General features: G+C 52.2%; 11 protein-coding genes and 6 tRNA genes. 10 read left to right on the top strand and 7 right to left on the bottom strand.

Annotated elements, in window-relative coordinates; translation table 11 throughout:
• Positions 1 to 193: 193 nt before the first annotated feature.
• Positions 194 to 511: a YebG family protein gene (locus IEW52_RS04710; RefSeq protein ID WP_188628910.1), complete on the top strand. Its 318-nt coding sequence runs from the start codon at positions 194 to 196 to the stop codon at positions 509 to 511.
• Positions 512 to 664: 153 nt separating this feature from the next.
• Here the strand turns inward: IEW52_RS04710 and IEW52_RS04705 are convergent, their stop codons facing one another.
• Positions 665 to 2,452 carry an ABC transporter ATP-binding protein gene (locus tag IEW52_RS04705; RefSeq protein ID WP_188628909.1) on the bottom strand — a complete coding sequence of 596 codons (1,788 nt, stop codon included), beginning with the start codon at positions 2,450 to 2,452 and terminating at the stop codon, positions 665 to 667.
• 74 nt (positions 2,453 to 2,526) lie between these two features.
• Here IEW52_RS04705 and msrC point away from each other — a divergent pair, with 74 nt between their 5' ends.
• From msrC to IEW52_RS04665, 8 genes are all read left to right on the top strand, one after another.
• On the top strand, positions 2,527 to 2,985 hold the full coding sequence (msrC, locus tag IEW52_RS04700) for a free L-methionine (R)-S-oxide reductase MsrC (protein WP_188628908.1): 459 nt from the start codon (positions 2,527 to 2,529) through the stop codon (positions 2,983 to 2,985).
• A gap of 89 nt (positions 2,986 to 3,074) precedes the next feature.
• A complete protein-coding gene (gene proQ, locus IEW52_RS04695; RefSeq protein WP_188628907.1) occupies positions 3,075 to 3,632 on the top strand; it encodes an RNA chaperone ProQ in 558 nt (185 codons plus the stop codon).
• Between the two features lie 10 nt (positions 3,633 to 3,642).
• Complete coding sequence (prc, locus tag IEW52_RS04690) at positions 3,643 to 5,649, top strand: carboxy terminal-processing peptidase (RefSeq protein WP_188628906.1); 2,007 nt, start codon at positions 3,643 to 3,645, stop codon at positions 5,647 to 5,649.
• Positions 5,650 to 5,728: 79 nt separating this feature from the next.
• Positions 5,729 to 8,335 (top strand): aminopeptidase N, encoded by a 2,607-nt coding sequence (gene pepN, locus IEW52_RS04685; protein ID WP_188628905.1) that lies wholly within the window; start codon positions 5,729 to 5,731, stop codon positions 8,333 to 8,335.
• Positions 8,335 to 8,556, top strand: a complete 222-nt coding sequence (locus IEW52_RS04680; protein WP_188628904.1) for a DUF2835 family protein — start codon at positions 8,335 to 8,337, stop codon at positions 8,554 to 8,556. The genes pepN and IEW52_RS04680 overlap by 1 nt, the downstream gene beginning before the upstream one ends.
• A gap of 702 nt (positions 8,557 to 9,258) precedes the next feature.
• The gene (locus tag IEW52_RS04675) at positions 9,259 to 14,094 is read left to right on the top strand and encodes an NAD-glutamate dehydrogenase (protein WP_188628903.1); all 4,836 of its coding nucleotides are present in this window, start codon (positions 9,259 to 9,261) and stop codon (positions 14,092 to 14,094) included.
• A 62-nt stretch (positions 14,095 to 14,156) separates the two neighbouring features.
• Positions 14,157 to 15,164 (top strand): quinone-dependent dihydroorotate dehydrogenase, encoded by a 1,008-nt coding sequence (pyrD, locus tag IEW52_RS04670; protein ID WP_188628902.1) that lies wholly within the window; start codon positions 14,157 to 14,159, stop codon positions 15,162 to 15,164.
• Between the two features lie 108 nt (positions 15,165 to 15,272).
• Positions 15,273 to 15,809, top strand: a complete 537-nt coding sequence (locus IEW52_RS04665) for a cell division protein ZapC (protein WP_188628901.1) — start codon at positions 15,273 to 15,275, stop codon at positions 15,807 to 15,809.
• Between the two features lie 268 nt (positions 15,810 to 16,077).
• On the opposite strand, the gene IEW52_RS04660 is transcribed toward IEW52_RS04665, so the two are convergent.
• The 6 genes from IEW52_RS04660 to IEW52_RS04635 all read right to left on the bottom strand — a co-directional run bounded on the left by IEW52_RS04660 (position 16,078) and on the right by IEW52_RS04635 (position 16,880).
• Positions 16,078 to 16,154, bottom strand: a tRNA-Met gene (locus IEW52_RS04660).
• Positions 16,155 to 16,210: 56 nt separating this feature from the next.
• Positions 16,211 to 16,287 (bottom strand) — tRNA-Met (locus IEW52_RS04655).
• Between the two features lie 75 nt (positions 16,288 to 16,362).
• Positions 16,363 to 16,439: transfer RNA gene (locus IEW52_RS04650), tRNA-Met, on the bottom strand.
• A gap of 94 nt (positions 16,440 to 16,533) precedes the next feature.
• Positions 16,534 to 16,610, bottom strand: a tRNA-Met gene (locus IEW52_RS04645).
• 58 nt (positions 16,611 to 16,668) lie between these two features.
• Positions 16,669 to 16,745, bottom strand: a tRNA-Met gene (locus tag IEW52_RS04640).
• Between the two features lie 58 nt (positions 16,746 to 16,803).
• A tRNA-Met gene (locus tag IEW52_RS04635) sits at positions 16,804 to 16,880 on the bottom strand.
• Positions 16,881 to 17,061: 181 nt separating this feature from the next.
• Here IEW52_RS04635 and rlmKL point away from each other — a divergent pair.
• Positions 17,062 to 19,161: a bifunctional 23S rRNA (guanine(2069)-N(7))-methyltransferase RlmK/23S rRNA (guanine(2445)-N(2))-methyltransferase RlmL gene (gene rlmKL, locus IEW52_RS04630; RefSeq protein ID WP_188628900.1), complete on the top strand. Its 2,100-nt coding sequence runs from the start codon at positions 17,062 to 17,064 to the stop codon at positions 19,159 to 19,161.
• Positions 19,162 to 19,163 lie beyond the last annotated feature (2 nt).

Below are 19,163 nucleotides of genomic sequence, written 5' to 3'. Positions count from 1 at the left end.
GGCCAGAATGGCCCAGCTCGCCAGCGAAGGTGTAAAAAAGTTTAACAACCGGGAACATCCAACAAGGCAGGCTTAAAAATCAACCCCACATTAAGGGTTGAACGCCCGGGTGTCCAACCGTAAATACCGGATCGGGTCTTGCAACCAACGCGGTATGATATTACTGTATATATATACAGAATAGGAGTCAGTTATGGCAGTCACAATACAGTATCTTGTAGTAAGAAACGGAATCGAAAAAATGACGTTTACCAATAAAAAAGAAGCCGATGCCTATGATCGCCTGCTCGATCTGGCCGAACACCTCGACGAGGTGCTGGCCGATGCTCCCATTAGCTTGAATGAAGCCGACCGTGAAGTACTGGCACTGTATCTGGCACAAAATCAGGATCTGCTCAGCGGCCCAAAAAAGAAACCCGCCAAAAAAACCGACAAGAAGGCTGCAGACAAGGCGACTGACGCCCCCGCTGATGTTGCTACTGACAGCGACGATACTCAGGCCGTCGCGTAATATCGGAACGGGATATCAATACGAGCACCAAACATCAAGACCCAGATCTTTTGTAGGATCGAATTTATTCGACCGATTCAGCTCACAGTATGGCGCTGGTCGAATGAATTCGACCCTACCATCGATATTATGTTTCTTTTTCTCCTCCCCGAACTAGCTATACAGGGTGCGATACAAGCCATCCTGCTCGAGCAGTTCGTGGTGGGTACCCGACTGGCTGATCTTGCCATCTTCAAATACCAAGACGCGGTCTGCCTGGCGCACCGAGCTGAGTCTGTGTGCCACTATCAGCGTGGTTCTGCCTGTTAAGAAGGTAGACAAGGCCGCGTGCAACCGGTTCTCGGTGTCGGTATCCAATGCCGAGGTGGCTTCATCCAGGACCACGATGGCCGGGTTTTTAAGTACCATACGGGCAATGGCCAATCGTTGTTGCTGTCCTCCCGACAACTTGACTCCGCGTCGGCCAACCTGGGTATTCAGGCCGTCTTCCATGGCCGCGACTACATCCTCCAGTTGTGCCACCTTCAAGGCCTGCCACAAGGCGGTGTCATTGTGCTCATCACCCAGGCTCAGGTTGGAGCGTACCGTATCGTTGAACAATACCGGTTGTTGCAACACCGTGGCCACGTGCTCTCGTATGGTCGGAAAGCCAATTTCCTTGCTGCTCACGCCGCCAAAGCAAATCACGCCACTGTCGGCAGGATACAACCCCAGCAATAGCTGGATAAAGGTCGACTTGCCCCCCCCGCTGGCGCCCACCAGGGCCACTTTTTCCCCGGCCTGGATCTGCAGACTGACATCGTCCAACACCTTGCGTTCACCATTGTAGGAAAAGCTGAGGTTGTCTACGGTAATCGGCAGGGTGGTGGCGTTGGCAAATGGATTGACAGTGCCTTGTGGCTCGGGCTCGCCCCCCAGGGCCAGCATGCTGTTTATTCGCTTGAGGGCGGCGCTGGCGGCATAAAAGGAATACTGCATATTCAGCAAATCCTGTACCGGACCCATCATGAACCAAAGATAGCTGAATACGGCAAAAATCTGACCCACGGTCAAATCCGTATACAGCACCATGATCATGCCGGTGGCACGAAACAGCTCAACGCCGGATAAAAACAGCAAAAAACTGGCGCGGCTGGCCGCTTCGCTTTTCCAGGCATAATCTATGGCGGTATCCCGTACGCCACGGGCGCGGTCGGTCACACGCAATAGGTAATGCCGTTCGCGGTTGGCGGCCCTGATTTCGTGAATGCCGTCCAGGGTTTCTATCAAGGCTTGCTGAAACAATTCAAAGGCGCTGTTTTCGTTGCGCTTCAGGTATTTGACCTTGGCACCCAAACGGCTGGAAAAATACACCACCACCGGATTGAGCAGTAAAATAAACAACCCCAGTTGCCAGCTCAGCAGCAGCAATACCACGGCGGTGCCAATCACGCTTAACAAGCTGATCAGCAAACGACTGAGGGTTTCGCCCAAAAATTTATCCAGGGTTTCTACATCGGTCACGAAATGTGAGCTGACACTGCCGGCTCCCACCGACTCGAACGCGCGCAGCGGCGTACGAGACAGCTGACGCGCCAGTAATTGTCTGATTTGAAACGTCAGGTGCTTGGCCACGCGGGCGAACTGACGGCCCTGAATGATATTGAACACCAATGACAAGGTACGCAGCAGCAGGGTGATCACCAGCACGGCTAATATAAAACCGACACCGGTTTGCCAGTCGGCCGGCAAAAACCAGCTTAATCCTTCAAGCAAATGACCCGGGCTATCGAGTAACACTTCGTCTACCAGCAAAGGCATCAACAAGGGTACGGGCACGGCCAGCACAGTGCCGCACAGGGCAAACAAGTGCGCATATATCAGCGCCGTGCGTCGTTTTTTCATCATGTTGACGATATCCGACCATTGCAAAAGCGGGGTCTGCAGATTTTTTTTATCCATCAATCACCATCATCGGGTTTTCATTTGGAGAAAGGGCAGGTAAGTTAAGCAAAAATTAACGTGATTATATGACCATGTCTGAAAAAGCTGCATTTTACCAAAGTCTTACCGCCCAGGCTCGGGCCTTGTGCGAAGGCGAACCCAACCGCATTGCCAAACTGGCTAACTTGTCTGCCTTGCTTAACCTGGCACTGGAAGACATCAACTGGGTCGGTTTCTACTTGTGTGAGCAAGACAACCTGGTTGTGGGGCCTTTTCAGGGCAACCCCGCCTGTGTGCGGATTCCCATGGGGCAGGGCGTGTGCGGCACGGCTGCCGCCAGCGGCCAGGTTCAGCGTGTTGCCAATGTACATGAATTTTCTGGCCATATCGCCTGCGACAGTGCCAGTAATTCAGAAATTGTATTACCGTTGCGTGATGGGGATAACATATGGGGTGTGCTGGACATTGACAGCCCTCGATATGATCGTTTTGATGAAGAAGATGAAGCAGGTCTGAGCCAGTGGGTCGCGGCAGTTCAGCCCTTGCTGTAACGTTTGGGTCGCTTTTGTCTGTGTGCTCTTTATAATATGCATGTATCAATGTGGGCAGTGCGCCCTTAGGTCTTAAACCAAGGTATTTCATGGAAAACTCGGAAAAATTGAAAAACAGTAAAGAAGTCATCGCCTACCTGGCCGAACGCTTTCCCCAGTGCTTTATTGCCACCGGTGAAGCCAAGCCGCTGAAAATCGGTATTTTTCAGGATTTGGCCAGCCGCTTGGGTGAAGACCCCAAGGTGTCCAAGACGCTGTTGCGTACGGCATTGCGCCAATATACCTCCAGCTGGCGCTATCTGCATGGCCTGAAAGCGGGACAAAGCCGAGTCGACCTGGATGGTGAGCCTTGTGGCGAGTTGACCCAGGAGCATGTCGATCATGCCAAGGGAGCACTGAAAGAAAGCAAGGACAAAGTCTTTGGCCAGCGGAAAGACAAACCGGCAGCCAAAAAGTCCAAGCCCAAGCCGCAACCACAGCATCGCAAGGTTGATCCAACCACTTTGGCAGTGGCGCAAGACGTAAAAGTATTGCTGGGCAAGTCTCCAGTACCCGCTACCATTAAAGAAATTACTCGTGATGATGTTCAGGTAGAGCTGAAAACCGGTATGTCGGTGCGTGTTAAATTCGAGCATCTTATTCTTTAAGGAGTAGGGTTTGATCAGTCACGGAATTCGTTTGTCTTTGGTCGCCGCAGGCATGATGGCGGCAGGTATTGCCTGGGCAGTGCCACCGACTACTGATGCCTCAGCCATTCCTGTTTTGGCACCAGAAAGTCAGCATGCGGCTGCCAGCAAGCGGGTTACCGCGCTGTTCACCCGTTCCCACTATCGCCAGTTTCAATTGGATGATGCTTTTTCCGGCCAGATATTCGACCGTTTTGTTGAAAGTCTGGATTACGGCAAGAATATCTTCACTCAGGGCGACATTAATCGCTTCAAGCGTTATCGAACCGGTTTCGATGATTCGCTCAAGGCGGGTCGGCTTGATATCGCCTTCGAAATGTACAACGAGAGTCTGCAACTGCGCTATCAGCGCTTGGTGTATGCACTGTCGTTGCTCGACACGCCGATGACGTTCGATGGTAGCGAAGAGTATCAGTTTGACCGGCGTGAAGCCGCATGGCCGAAAGACCAGGCCGAGCTCGACAAACTCTGGTATCAAAGAGTGAAGTACGATGCCTTGAGCCTGGCACTGACCGACAAAGACTGGGATGAAATCAGCGAAACACTGGCCAAACGCTACAATAATGCCATCAAGCGTCTGGCACAAAGTGAAAGCGAAGATGCGTTCCAGAGCTTTGCCAATGCCTTCGCCCGTACCATAGAGCCCCACACCAGTTATTTAAGCCCTCGTAATGCCGAGCGTTTCGAAACCGAAATGAACCTGTCTCTCGAAGGGATAGGCGCGGTATTACAGGCGGAAGATGATTATACGGTGATCCGCTCTTTGGTACCGGGCGGGCCGGCGGCCAAATCCGGGGAGCTGCAACCCGATGATCGCATCATAGGGGTGGGGCAGGATGCCGACAAAATTACCGATGTGATCGGCTGGCGCCTCGACGAAGTGGTTGATCTGATCAAGGGCCGTAAAGGCACAGACGTTTGGCTGCAAATTCAACGGGGCAAGGCGGTGACGGCGACCCCCAAAGTGATTCAGCTCACCCGGGATACGGTCAGGCTCGAAGACAGAGCGGCCAGCGGCAAGGTGATAGAGGTTGACGGTGAAAACGTCGGCGTGATTGAAATACCGAGTTTTTATGTCAACTTGAGCGTTGATGTTGCCGAAGAAATCAACAAGCTCAAAAAAGACAATATTCAGGGCTTGGTGATCGATTTACGCGGTAATGGCGGTGGTGCCTTGACCGAAGCCTCCAGCCTGACCGGGCTGTTTATCGACAGCGGCCCCGTGGTACAGATTCGTGATGGCATGGGTCGTATCTCTGTGAACGGGGACGATGATGGTCTGCTCGCCTACGATGGCCCCATGACGGTATTGATAGACCGTTATTCCGCCTCGGCGTCCGAAATTTTTGCCGCCGCGCTGAAAGACTATGGTCGCGCCGTTATTCTGGGTGAAAACACCTTTGGTAAAGGCACAGTACAACAGCATCGCAGTTTGTCGCGTATTTACGATTTGTATGAACATCCCATGGGGTTTGTGCAGTTTACCATTGCCAAGTTCTACCGCATTAACGGCGGCAGTACTCAAAACAAGGGTGTCAAACCGGATATCCCGTTCCCAACGCCGATAGTGGCCGACGAAACCGGTGAAAGCCTGGAGAAAAACGCGCTGCCCTGGGATCAGGTAGACAGCCTGGATTTCAATACTATTCATGATCTAACGCCGCTGTTGGGGCAGTTGCGTCAGCGCCATCAGGCAAGAATAGAGCAGGATCCCGAGTTTGTTTATGTGTTCGAAGACATTAAAGAGTACAAAAAACTCAAAGATAAAAATTCGGTATCGCTTAACCTGGCTGAACGCAAAACCGAAATGGAAGAGCAGGATGCCAAAGCCCTGGCTCGCCTGAATGATCGGTTACGACGTGCCGGGTTGGATACGGTCACTTCTTTGGATGACACTCCCAGTGACTTTGAGCCAGAAGACAGCTATCTGAAAGAAGCGGCCCGTATTACCGCCGATCTTTCACAACTGCTTGGCTAATCCCCTTTGCCCAGCCGGTACCTTGCCGGCTGGGCTTCCTATTTAAAGCCCCTGCTACGACTTTGACGAGATCTCCGCCATGACTCAAATAAAACCGCAAGTACAATATCGCGAAGATTATCAGCCCCCTCATTACTGGATTGATACTCTGGATCTGGACATTCAGCTGCACGACCATGCCACCGAAGTGGTGGCCATCAGTCGGGTGCGGCGCAATGGTGAGCACGATGAGCCCCTGGTGCTGGATGGCGAACAGCTTGAGCTGTTGCAGGTGGCCGTCAATGGCGTAGACATTACTCAATACCAGCAGACCGACAACAGCCTTATTTTGTCTCAGCTGCCGGAAACCTTTGTTCTGACCATTAAAACCCTGATCGATCCGGCCGCCAATACGGCGCTTGAAGGGCTGTACAAGTCAGGCTCGGCCTTTTGTACCCAGTGCGAGGCTCAGGGCTTTCGGCGCATTACTTTTTATCTGGACCGCCCCGATGTACTGGCGCGCTTTAGTACCCGTATTACCGCCGATGCCGAGGCGTATCCTTATCTGCTGTCCAACGGTAACCGAATCGATCAGGGTAGTCTGGACGATGGTCGTCATTGGGTACAGTGGCAAGACCCATTTCCCAAACCTGCCTATTTATTTGCCCTGGTAGCCGGTGACTTTGATGTATTACGCGATAGCTACACCACCCTGAGTGGCCGAGAAGTGGCCTTGGAAATTTTTGTCGATCAGGGCAATCTGCACCGCGCCGGACACGCCATGGACAGCCTGAAAGCGTCCATGGCCTGGGATGAGCAGCGCTGCCATCTGGAATACGATCTCGATATCTACATGATAGTGGCGGTGGATTTTTTCAATATGGGCGCCATGGAAAACAAGGGCCTGAATGTCTTTAACGCCAAGTTCGTGCTGGCCGATCCCAAGACCGCCACCGATAACGATTACCTGGATGTTGAACGGGTGATCGGCCATGAATACTTTCATAACTGGACTGGTAATCGCGTTACCTGTCGTGACTGGTTTCAGTTGTCACTGAAAGAAGGGCTGACGGTGTTCCGTGATCAGGAATTCTCGTCCGATCTGGGCTCGCGTACCGTCAACCGCATTCAGAATGTGCGTATCATGCGTGGTCCCCAGTTTGCCGAAGATGCCGGCCCCATGGCGCACCCCATACGCCCCGATGCGGTGATAGAAATGAACAATTTCTATACCCTGACCGTGTATGAAAAGGGCGCTGAAGTGATCCGCATGCTGCATACCCTGTTGGGTGAGCAGGCATTTCAGCGCGGACTGGCGCTGTATTTACAGCGTTTTGACGGTCAGGCGGCGACCTGTGACGATTTTGTGGCGGCCATGAGTGAAGCCAGTGGCCGTGATCTTGCTCGTTTTTCCCGCTGGTATAGTCAGGCAGGCACGCCGGTGTTGACCGTTACCGATGAGTACGATGCCGCACGGCAGCGCTATACCTTGACCGTTCGCCAGCACACCCCGGCCACGGCTGACCAGCCGCAAAAGCTGCCGCTGCATATTCCCCTGAGTCTGGCTCTGTATACCGAGCAGGGCGAGCCGCTCACACTGATGATGGCTGGCGAGCTTGTCGGGCCTGTGCTGGACGTGCAGGAAGACGAGCAGCAGTTTGTGTTTGAACAGGTGCCGTCTAAGCCGACACCCGCCTTGCTGCAGGGCTTTTCTGCGCCGGTGAAGCTGGATTATCCCTACAGCGACGAACAGCTCACCTTGCTGGCCAAACACAGCATTGACGAGTTCGTGCGCTGGGACGCAGTACAAATGCTAATTAACAAGGCGGTGCGTGATAATGTTTTGCGCTTGCAACGCCAGGAGCAGGCAGTGATCCCCAGGCCGCTGCTGGACGTGTTTCGCACTACACTGGAAGACCCGACTCTCGATAAGGCCTTGCAGGCTCAAATGCTGACTCTGCCTGATATCGGCAGTTTGCTGGAGCTGTTTGAGCAGGTGGATATCGACTTGCTGGGCCAGGTGCACGAACTCTTGCATAAAGAGCTGGCCATGGCCTTGCAGCCATTATGGTTGCAGATCTATGAACAGAACCAGACGGGCGAATATCGTATCGATCATCAGGATATTGCCAGACGCGCCATGAAAAATGTCGCGCTGGGATATCTGGCGCTGGCCGGCGAGGCGCATCGGGTGCAGCAGCAGTATCAGGCTGCCGATAACATGACCGATACCCTGGCGGCCATGAAAGCCGCGGTCAAGGCCGAGCTTGGAGAAGCGGGCGCCATGCTGGCGGACTTTGAAGGCAAATGGCAACAAGATGGTCTGGTGCTGGACAACTGGTTCCGCCTGCAAGCCACTGCGCCGGGTGATGATACCCTGGCACGCATCGAACAGCTGATGGCACACCCCACTTTCAGCATGAATAATCCCAATAGAGTGCGGGCGGTCGTGGGCGCCTTCATCATGGGGAATCCGTTGCAGTTTCATCGACTGGACGGGGCGGGTTATGACTTGCTGGTATCGGTACTTATGCAGCTTAACAAGAGCAATCCTCAGGTGGCGTCACGGCTGATCACCCCGCTGATCCAGTTTGCACGGCTGGATGATGCGCGCCAGGGGCTGATTAAAGCCCGACTGCAGCAGTTGATGGCATTGCCGGATCTATCACGTGACTTGTTTGAGAAAATCAGCAAGGCACAGGCATAATGCGCCGGCTGCGTTTTCGGCTTGCCATCTCGCGGGCGCAGCTGTTGCAATACTATCAGGGGCGCACTGCAGCCCTGTCTGTGGTCACCGAGCAAGGCGTGCGTTTGCAGGTGGCTCTGCACCACTTTCGCAGTTTTGTGGGGCATGACGGTCTTAATGGCCGTTTTGAAATAGAGCTTAATGGCGAGCAGCAATTACAGCGGCTTGACCGGTTGGCGTAATACCAAAGCCATCAGGTATTAACAACCTTTGGCAAGCCTGTGTCGTATTATCGACACAGGCTTTTTTATTTATTGCATCGCCAGCTTATACCAAACAGATTAAATAACTGATCTATTTGGTTGTTCTACAAAAGGTCGGACAAAGTGCCTGCTCCCCCGACTCGCCGTGTATCCCTCCATGGAGGCTCAGCCGCGCCATCCGTGGCGCGGATGGTCGGCTGAGCAGATCCCTTTGTCCATCTTGATGCACCGGCGTTGGCTGTTAGCGCCGTCTACAGACAACTCGATGCTCGAGAAGAGGCAACAGAGATCGACTCCCACGACCGTGAAATGCCATGGATGGCATTTCCCGAGCCCTCAGGGATGAGTTCATGGCGTGTCGTGGAAGGCGACTGTGTTGTCTCTGAGCTCGGGTTTAAAAATGGTCAGATCTTTATTCAAATTGGTATTATTTGGCGGCAATGTCACTGCTACATAACTATTCAGTACGAGCAGGGAATTATTCATAGGTGGATGAAATCCCTTTTTATAATAGCAACTTATGGCTATGGCTATATTATGCCCAGCAGTGATCAAACCCATATTTTGACATCTTTTTCCTCGGCTTTACTCGCATTCAAAATAGGGCAGGCTTACACTGGCTAAATCCTGTTGGGGCTAGAGCCCCCATGGTCATTGCCTGTATCCGAGGAAGATAACACCATGATATTTAAAGACGCAGCAAGGTCCGTATTACTCGAAAACGTCAACCAGTTGGTGGCGGAAAAATTTCCTGAAAAAACCGCGGACCTGGTTAATACCTTCGTCAGCAAGTTATACAGCGGCATTACTCATCACGATTTACACCACCGCAACGACAGCGACTTGTATGGTGCCGCCATCAGCCTGTGGAGCGCATTCGAAATCCGCAGTGAAAGCACCCCTCATGTTCGGGTATACAACCCCGAACTTGCGCGCCATGGCTGGCAGTCCCCGCACACCATAGTCGAGCTGATTACCAAAGATGCCCCGTTTTTAGTCGATTCCATTCGCATGGTACTCACGCGTATGGGCATTACCTCCCATTTGATGCTTCATCAACCCATGCATCTGGTACGCAACAAGCAAGGCCAGTTGCAGCAAATACTGGGCGCGACCGATCAGGGGCAAGAACACAGTGCAGAAACCGCGTTTCTGATTGAAATAGACAGATTGCCAAAAGCCGATACCCGCAACCAGCTAAAAGATGAACTGCAGTCTGTGGTCGATGAAGTACTGCAAATGGTCGGAGACTGGCAGCCCATGGTCGGGCGGTTGAACGATATTATTGAAGCTTTGCCCAAGCAGGCCGTAGGCGTGCACCCGGAAAGTTTGCAGGAGACTCTGGACTTTTTGAACTGGATGGCCGATCACAAATTTACCCTGATGGGTTATCGCCGGTATCACCTGAAAGCGGTGAAAGATGATCATGAGCTGGTGCCCGAACTCGATACCAGTCTGGGGTTGCTGCGTAATATCCAGCAGGGCGACGTCCTTAAGCTCAGCAGCATGACCAGCACGGCCCGTGAAGCGGCGTTAAGCAATGATATTCTGATCCTGACCAAAACCAACCACAAGTCTCGGGTTCACCGCCCGTCTTATATCGATTATATCGGTATCAAACGTTTTGATGAGCAAGGCAATGTGGTGGGTGAAGACCGTTTTATCGGTCTGTATGCTTCCAATATCTATAATACCAGTGCCATGGATATTCCACTGATTGGCGCCAAGCTGAAACGTATTCTGGCCGGCTCGGATCTGGAGCCGGGCTCTCATGCCTATAAAGCCCTGTTGAATATTCTGGAAACCTATCCCAGAGACGAATTGATCCAGGCTACCGAAAAAGAGCTGAGAGATATCGGTATGGGTGTACTGGCGATGCAAGAGCGGGATATGACACGGCTGTTTGTGCGCCGTGATTTATTTGGCCGCTTTTTTTCCTGCATGGTGTATGTGACCAAAGAGCGTTACAACACTGCCCTGCGGGAAAAAACCCAGGGTATTCTGCAACGTTATTTTGGTTCGGAAGAAGAAGTGGAATTTACCACCTACTTTTCCGAAGGCGTATTGGCTCGTACCCATTATTTAATTCGGGTAGCAAACAACGCAATGGATATTGATGTGAACGAAATTCAGGCGAACCTGATTGAAGCGGCCCGCAGTTGGGAAGATAAGCTGGCGCAGTCGTTAACCGTGAGTTTTGGTGAAGCCGAAGGCAAGCGGTTATCCGGTAAATACGATAATGCCTTTCCGCGTGCTTATACCGAAAGTGTGATGCCGGGCTCTGCGGTGGCCGATATCGAAAAACTCGAAGCGCTAAGCGATAACAACCCGCTTGGCATGCTGTTTTATCGGGCCCAGGAAGAGCAGCACGACTCTAATCGAGTGCGTCTCAAGCTGTATCACAGAGCCGAGCCGATTCATTTATCCGATGTGCTGCCCATGCTTGAAAACATGGGACTGCGGGTCATTGGTGAAACCCCTCATAGAATAGAATGTGGCGGCGAAACCTTCTGGGTGCTCGACTTTTCCATGTACTACACAGGGGCGCCACTGGATCTGGATCATTATCAGCAGCGTTTTCAACAGGCATTTGCTCAGGTATGGAACAACGAGCTGGAAAATGACGGCTTCAACCGTCTGGTGCTGGCCACCGACATGAGCGGCCGTGAAGTCAGCATACTGCGTGCCTATGCCAAATATATGCGCCAGACCGGTGTGACCTTCAGCCAAAGCTACATAGAAGAAACCCTGTCCCGTTATCCGCAGCTGGCCGAGTTGTTATTCAATCTGTTTGAGCAGCGTTTTTCGCTGACCATCAAGCAGGATGCCGACCAGCAGCGCGCACTACATCAGCAGTTGATTAGCGAACTGGATAAAGTGGCCAACCTGGACGACGACCGTATTATTCGCCGTTATATGGAAATGATAGAAGCCACACTGCGCACCAACTTCTATCAAACCGCCAAAGACGGTACTTCAAAAGCGTATATTTCCTTCAAGCTGGCGCCGGAAACCATCAGCGACATGCCGTTGCCATTGCCCAAGTTTGAAATTTTCGTGTACTCACCACGGGTAGAAGGGGTGCACTTACGCTGGGGCAAGGTGGCTCGAGGCGGCTTGCGCTGGTCGGATCGTCGTGAAGATTTTCGTACCGAAGTGCTGGGTCTGGTCAAGGCGCAGCAAGTTAAAAACACCGTTATTGTACCGGTTGGCGCCAAAGGCGGCTTCGTGTGCAAGCAACTGCCAATGGGTGATCGCGCCGCCTTCCTCAACGAAGGCAAAAATTGCTATCGCTTGTTTATTCGTGCGCTGTTGGATGTGACCGACAACATCATTGATGGCGAGGTGATTCCGGCCAAAGACGTGGTACGCCACGACGAAGACGACTACTATCTGGTCGTCGCCGCGGATAAAGGCACGGCATCGTTCTCGGATATTGCCAACGAAATCAGTGCCGAATACGGCCACTGGCTGGGTGATGCCTTTGCGTCGGGTGGCTCTGTGGGCTACGACCACAAGAAAATGGGCATTACCGCGCGCGGCGGCTGGGAATCGGTCAAGCGTCACTTCCGGGAAGTGGGTATTGATTGCCAGACAACCGACTTCACGGCGGTGGCCATAGGTGACATGGCCGGCGACGTGTTTGGTAACGGTATGTTGCGCTCTACTCATACCAAGCTGGTAGGTGCCTTTAACCATCTGCATATTTTTATCGACCCCAATCCGGATGCGGCAAGCAGCTTTAAAGAGCGCGAGCGGTTATTCAATACCCCGGGTTCAAGCTGGACCGATTATGATGCCAGTTTGATCTCCGAAGGTGGCGGTGTGTTTGAGCGCTCGGCCAAGTCAGTCAAGCTTAGCCCGCAAATGAAGACGCTACTGGACACCGAAAAATCGACGCTGACCCCGACCGAAGTGATCCGCCACCTGTTAATGGCCGAAGTGGATTTGCTGTGGAACGGTGGCATCGGCACCTATGTGAAATCGAAGCGCGAAACCGACAGTGATGTAGGCGATCGGGCCAATGACGCGGTGCGCGTAAACGGTGGCGATCTGCGTGTGCGCATCGTGGGCGAGGGCGGTAATCTGGGGTGCACGCAACTGGGCCGCATTGAATATGCAAGCACAGGTGGGCGCATCAATACCGACTTTACCGACAACGTCGGCGGTGTTGACTGTTCGGATAACGAAGTCAATATCAAGATTCTGCTCAATACCCTGGTCGACAAGGGTGAACTGACCATGAAGCATCGTAATCAGTTGCTGCATGACATGACCGACGACGTAACCGACATAGTATTGACCAATGCCTATCGACAGTCTCAAACCATCTCCATTACCGAACACAGAGGCGCGGGCCCACTGAAGGAACATCAGCACTTTATTCAGTGGCTGGAGCGTGAAGGTAAACTGGATCGCCAGCTGGAATATTTGCCCAGTGACGAAGAGATTGCCGAGCGCATGGCCGCCGGTCGCGGTCTGACCCGCCCCGAGCTGGCGATACTGGTGGCCTACGGCAAAATGGTGTTAAAAGACATGCTCAATGTACCCGAGCTGACCGACAACGACTATATTGCCCGGTTATTGCCAATGAGTATGCCGGATAAGCTGGTGGCCAAATTTGGTGACGCCCTGATGAAGCATCCGTTGCGTAGCGAAATTATTGCCACCCGGTTGGCCAATATCATGGTCAACGACATGGGCTTTAACTTCGTCAAGCGTTTGCAGGATGAAACCGGCGCCAGCGTCTGTGACATTGCCATCAGCTTCATGATTGCCCGTGAAGTATTTGGCATGGATACCCTGTTGCGTGACATTGAAGCCCTGGATAACCAGGTATCGGCCGATACCCAACTGCATATGTTTTATCAGATACGCCGTATGGTACGTCGCGCCACACGCTGGTTCTTGCGCTCACGTAATCGCAGCCTGAGCATAGAGCAAACGATCGCGCAGTTTAAACCAGCCTATGCTGCCTTGTCTGGTCATCTTTACCAGGCCATGGTGGAGTCGGAAGCCAGCGAAATCAAACAGGATGTGACGGTACTTGAAGAGCAGGGTGTGCCAACCTCCGTCGCAGAGCGCGTGTCGCACATGAGCAGTTTGTTTTCGGCACTGGATCTGGCACAGGTTGCCGCCGAGCAAGACCGCGACATCAAGGTGGTGGCCGAGTTGTACTTCCGCCTCGGTGCCGAACTCGAGCTGCACTGGTTCCTGGAGCAAATCAATCACCAGGCGGTCACCAATCATTGGCAGGCATTGGCGCGCGCGGCCTTTAGAGAAGATCTGGATTATCAACAGCGTAGCCTTACCGCCGTGGTATTGAAACACTGTAAAGCCAAGGATGAATGCGCTAGTATGCTCGACCAATGGCTGGATGAGCATGAGCAATTGTTAAATCGCTGGCGCCATCTGCTGGCTGACTTTAAAGCATCGGGCACTCATGAGTTTGCTCAATTTTCAGTCGCCCTGCGCGAGCTGAATCTGCTTCATCTTAATTGTATGAACGCCGTTTAATTTCACGGTGTAGTGCACAAAGCCCCGGCCATGACCGGGGCTTTTTTATAAGGACAAAACACGTGTATTCATTGGTAAAACCTGTTCTCTTTCAATGCGACCCCGAACATGTCCACGAGCTGACCATCAAGGGACTGGCCAAGACTCAGCATGGTCCGCTGGCGGCCTTGTATCGTCGGCCTAAAATAGTGAATCCGGTCGAATTGATGGGACTGACATTTGATAATCCAGTGGGGCTGGCTGCCGGGCTGGATAAAAACGGTGATTGCATCGACGCCTTTGCCGCCATGGGATTCGGCTTTATTGAAATAGGCACAGTGACGCCACGCGCCCAGGATGGCAACGAGAAACCGCGGCTGTTTCGTATTAAAGAAGCCGACGCTATTCTCAACCGTATGGGATTTAATAATAACGGCATCGACTATTTAATCGAGAACGTCAAACAGTCGCGTTATCAGGGGGTTCTGGGGATTAATATCGGCAAGAATAAAGACACTCCCATAGAACAAGGCAAAGATGACTATCTGATTTGCATGGAAAAAGCCTACGTTCATGCTGGCTATATTACCGTGAATATATCATCTCCCAATACCCCGGGTCTGCGCAGCCTGCAATACGGCGAGGCGCTGGATGATTTGTTGTCGTCGTTAAAGCAGCAACAGCGAACACTGGCTGAACGGCATAATAAGCAGGTTCCGCTGCTGGTTAAAATTGCCCCCGATTTGTCGATGGCAGAAATAGAGCAAGTAGCCGATAGTCTGGTGCGCTATGAAATAGACGGTGTAATTGCCACCAATACCACACTCGATCGAGACCTGGTATTCGATTTGCCCCATGCCCATGAAATGGGGGGATTAAGTGGTCGGCCGGTGCAAAACAAGAGCACTCTGGTGATCAGTGAATTATCGCGTCGCCTGGCGGGTCGCTTGCCTATTATTGGTGTGGGCGGTATTGATTCGTTAACCGCAGGCCGAGAAAAGATGGCAGCGGGTGCCAGTCTGGTCCAAATATATTCCGGTTTTATTTACCAGGGCCCCGCACTTATTCAACAGCTTGCGCGCCATCTTTAAGCATATTATTTGCATAAAGGTTTGCTCCTTAAGCGAAATGCGATATAAAATGAGATATTGACTGTTAAATCTCATAATAATTTATTTTCGACATAAGGTGTGACTTGGATGTTACTTCAACCAAATGATCAGTGGCGCTGGTTTATGGGCGAAGATCGACACCTGATGCTGGACTTGGGGGCTGATATGCTGTTCACCAGCCCCTATCTCAAAAAACATCTGGTGTGTTCAGACGAACTAGATCAATGCTTCTCAGTAGAAGATACCGGGCTCTATTATAATTTTCTCGATAAGTTGGCGTCGATCAGCTCTTCGGCGCAGCGGGTACAAGCGGCGCTAAATGGGGTGGCGGTTGCGCGTTTTTACAAGCCATTGATGCCACAAAGCTGGTTTTTTGAGCCGCAAGCCGATTATCATCAACCCGAGTTGGGTGAACTGATTGCGTTGGATATCTGTAGCGAATGGCTTACCTTGATGGTGGTGGAAACTTCCCCCTCGGCATCTGTCTGTATTTCATTGTCGGGCGATCAATTACTGGCAGGCAGCAAGCAGTTAAATACCTTTGGCGCTATCAAGGTGATGAACGACAGGATCATCAGCCTGGATACTCATAATCAAGAACAAGAACTTCGCCGAGTAGGTTAATGCCCTTCGGGCAGCCCTAAGCTGTCAGACGAAAACAGAAGCCAATACAAGGGTCGAATTCATTCGACCAAAAACGTCTTGGTATAGCTTAACTGTCGAATACTTTTATCCAAATTAAGTCGACTTGACTGGTGAGCCTGATTTTCAGGCAGCAAAAATCACTCAAATGAATGAGATACAAGACTAAATCTAAACTGGATGTATTAAGAATATAGAGAAACGACAGGGGAGGGGATTGGGCTTATTACGTGTTCTTGGGTCATGTAATTGGTTGCGGGAGCCGGATTTGAACCGACGACCTTCGGGTTATGAGCCCGACGAGCTACCAGACTGCTCCATCCCGCGTCCATGACTTGCATATTGCTACTTGCTATACCTTTAAACTAATACCACATTCAAGTTGGTTGCGGGAGCCGGATTTGAACCGACGACCTTCGGGTTATGAGCCCGACGAGCTACCAGACTGCTCCATCCCGCGTCCATAAACTTGCTGATATTGCTTTTAATAAAGTACTTTTTCTATATCACATATTGAAATCTGATGCGCATCAAGTGGTTGCGGGAGCCGGATTTGAACCGACGACCTTCGGGTTATGAGCCCGACGAGCTACCAGACTGCTCCATCCCGCGCCAATAACTTGATATTGCACAAATAAATTCAATTTTATTACTATTAAGCTGGTTGCGGGAGCCGGATTTGAACCGACGACCTTCGGGTTATGNCTGGTTGCGGGAGCCGGATTTGAACCGACGACCTTCGGGTTATGAGCCCGACGAGCTACCAGACTGCTCCATCCCGCGTCCTTTACTTAATCTGTACTGTTTACACTTTACTACATGTCTTCACTGTCATCCAAGCTGGTTGCGGGAGCCGGATTTGAACCGACGACCTTCGGGTTATGAGCCCGACGAGCTACCAGACTGCTCCATCCCGCGTCCTTTACTTATAACGCGACTGCTTAGACTTTACTACTTTCTACTACTGCTTCTGAGTTGGTTGCGGGAGCCGGATTCGAACCGACGACCTTCGGGTTATGAGCCCGACGAGCTACCAGACTGCTCCATCCCGCGTCCTCAGGCTGCGTATACTAGTGATCGGGCTCACTGAATGCAAGGGCTTATCCAGAACTTTGTTCCGTGTGGGCAATAATCCTGCAAGCTGATTAGTTTGCACACAATAAGTGGCAATTTTTACCGTATGGCGGTGGATTCAGGTATAATGTGGGCCTCTTTTTATTAGACAAGCCTGACTATGCTGCCGTTTTTTGCTACCTGCCCCAAGGGCCTGGAATCCTTACTCACCGATGAACTGAAAAACCTGGGCGCGACCGACCTTCAGGAAACCGTGGCCGGTGTGGCCTTTAAAGGTGAACTGGCTACGGCCTACCGTGCCTGCATGTGGTCGCGTTTAGCCTCGCGCATTATGTTGCAACTGGCCGAACTGACCATGCGTACCGACATGGATCTGTATTTAGGTGCAGCCAACATCGAATGGGAACAGCATATTCAACCAGGACAAACCTTCGCGGTAGACTTCTCTGGTGGCAATGAAGCGATTACCAATACCCAGTATGGCGCCCTGAAAATCAAGGATGCCATTGTTGACCGGTTGACCAAACGCTGGGGCGAACGGCCCAATGTCGACAAGCGCACTCCCGATATCCGCATTCTGGCGCACCTCAAGCGTAATAATCAGCTGAGCATTACCCTGGACTTGTCGGGCCCGGCCTTGCATCAACGCGGTTATCGCCAGCAGGCCGGTGAAGCACCGTTAAAAGAAAACCTGGCGGTCGCCATTTTACTGCGCAGTGGCTGGGACATTAGCAAGCCGCTGGTCGACCCCATGTGTGGTTCGGGTACCTTGCTGATAGAAGCGGCATTAATGGCGACCGATCATGCACCGGGTTTATTGCGGGTGCGATTTGGCTTTATGGCCTGGAGCGGCCACGACCGTGAGCTGTGGCAAGAAATCAGTGCCGAAGCCACGGTGCGCGCCACCCGGGGTATCAAACAGGGCAATACCGAGATCTATGGCTTTGACCAGGACAAACGGGTATTGGCGTTTGCCGAAGATAACGCTCAGACCGCCGGTGTTGGCGCCTTTATTCGTTTTAGAGCCGGGGGCGTAGACACGCTTGAAAATCCGGCCGCCGAGGCAGGCTGGGTGATTTCCAACCCTCCTTATGGCGAGCGTTTGAGTGAGTTCCCTTCTTTATTAGGCTTGCATCAGCAGCTGGGTGACAAACTGCGTGAGCAATTCAAAGGCTGGAATGTCAGTCTGATTTCCAGCTCTCCCGAGTTGCTGAGCTGTCTGCGTCTGCGCCATGAAAAAATCTACAAGCTATTCAACGGCGCCTTGGCGTGTGAATTGCGCAACTACCTGATTGCCGAAGATGCGAAAACCGCGCGTCCGCTGGCAGAAGACTTTGCCAACCGTTTGGCCAAGAACATCAAGGCCCTGGAAAAGTGGGCCAGGTCCGAGCAAATTGATTGCTATCGTTTGTACGATGCCGACTTGCCGGAATACAACGCCGCTATCGATCGCTATCAGGATTACATCGTCATTCAGGAATATGCGGCGCCAAAAAGCATTCCCGAATACAAGGCGCGGGGTCGTTTTTACGATCTGGTGCAAGCCACTCAGGCAGTAACGGGTGTAGAAGGGCGCAAGGTGATTTTAAAAGTGCGTGCCCGTCAGCAAGGTCGCGAGCAGTACGAAAAGCTGGACCGCCGCGAACAGTGGATGCAGGTGCAAGAGCACAATGCCCAACTGCTGGTTAACCTGCATGACTACCTGGACACCGGCCTGTTTCTGGATCACAGACCGATCCGCAAGCAACTGGGCCAGATGGCCAAGGGCAAGGATTTTCTTAACCTGTTTGCCTATACCGGCAGTGCTACCGTGCATGCCGGTTTGGGAGGAGCCAAAAGCACCACCACGGTGGACATGTCCAAAACCTATTTGGCCTGGGCCGAGCGTAATATGGAGCTGAATGGGCTGACCGGCCGTCGCCATCAGTTTGTTCAGGCGGATTGCATGAACTGGTTGCGCCAGCCCGGTGACGACTACGACTTGATTTTCGTCGATCCACCGACCTTTTCCAATTCCAAGCGTATGGAAGGTGTGTTTGATGTGCAGGAAGATCACATCGAACTGCTGTCGCTGCTAAGCAAGCGTCTGCGCGCCGATGGCACCATTATCTTTTCCAACAACAAGCGTCACTTCAAAATGGATATCGACCGGCTTGCCGAGCTGGGACTGGTAGCAAAAGACATTACCAAGGGCAGTTTGCCCAAAGATTTTGCGCGTAACCCGCATATTCATAACTGCTGGGAAATTCGCTGGAGTTGATC

It is taken from the genome of Oceanisphaera marina (assembly GCF_014643915.1).
GTDB classification, from domain to species: domain Bacteria; phylum Pseudomonadota; class Gammaproteobacteria; order Enterobacterales; family Aeromonadaceae; genus Oceanimonas; species Oceanimonas marina.
This window is presented reverse-complemented; position numbering and strand designations above follow the sequence as displayed.

What these genes read in the sequence shown, in the direction of transcription:
- rlmKL (WP_188628900.1), top strand. Translation starts at nt 17,062, where the DNA reads ATGCTGCCGTTTTTTGCTACCTGCCCCAAGGGCCTGGAATCCTTACTC.
- pepN (WP_188628905.1), top strand. Translation starts at nt 5,729, where the DNA reads ATGACTCAAATAAAACCGCAAGTACAATATCGCGAAGATTATCAGCCC.
- IEW52_RS04665 (WP_188628901.1), top strand. Translation starts at nt 15,273, where the DNA reads ATGTTACTTCAACCAAATGATCAGTGGCGCTGGTTTATGGGCGAAGAT.
- IEW52_RS04675 (WP_188628903.1), top strand. Translation starts at nt 9,259, where the DNA reads ATGATATTTAAAGACGCAGCAAGGTCCGTATTACTCGAAAACGTCAAC.
- proQ (WP_188628907.1), top strand. Translation starts at nt 3,075, where the DNA reads ATGGAAAACTCGGAAAAATTGAAAAACAGTAAAGAAGTCATCGCCTAC.
- IEW52_RS04705 (WP_188628909.1), bottom strand. Translation starts at nt 2,452, where the DNA reads ATGGATAAAAAAAATCTGCAGACCCCGCTTTTGCAATGGTCGGATATC.
- IEW52_RS04680 (WP_188628904.1), top strand. Translation starts at nt 8,335, where the DNA reads ATGCGCCGGCTGCGTTTTCGGCTTGCCATCTCGCGGGCGCAGCTGTTG.
- msrC (WP_188628908.1), top strand. Translation starts at nt 2,527, where the DNA reads ATGTCTGAAAAAGCTGCATTTTACCAAAGTCTTACCGCCCAGGCTCGG.
- IEW52_RS04710 (WP_188628910.1), top strand. Translation starts at nt 194, where the DNA reads ATGGCAGTCACAATACAGTATCTTGTAGTAAGAAACGGAATCGAAAAA.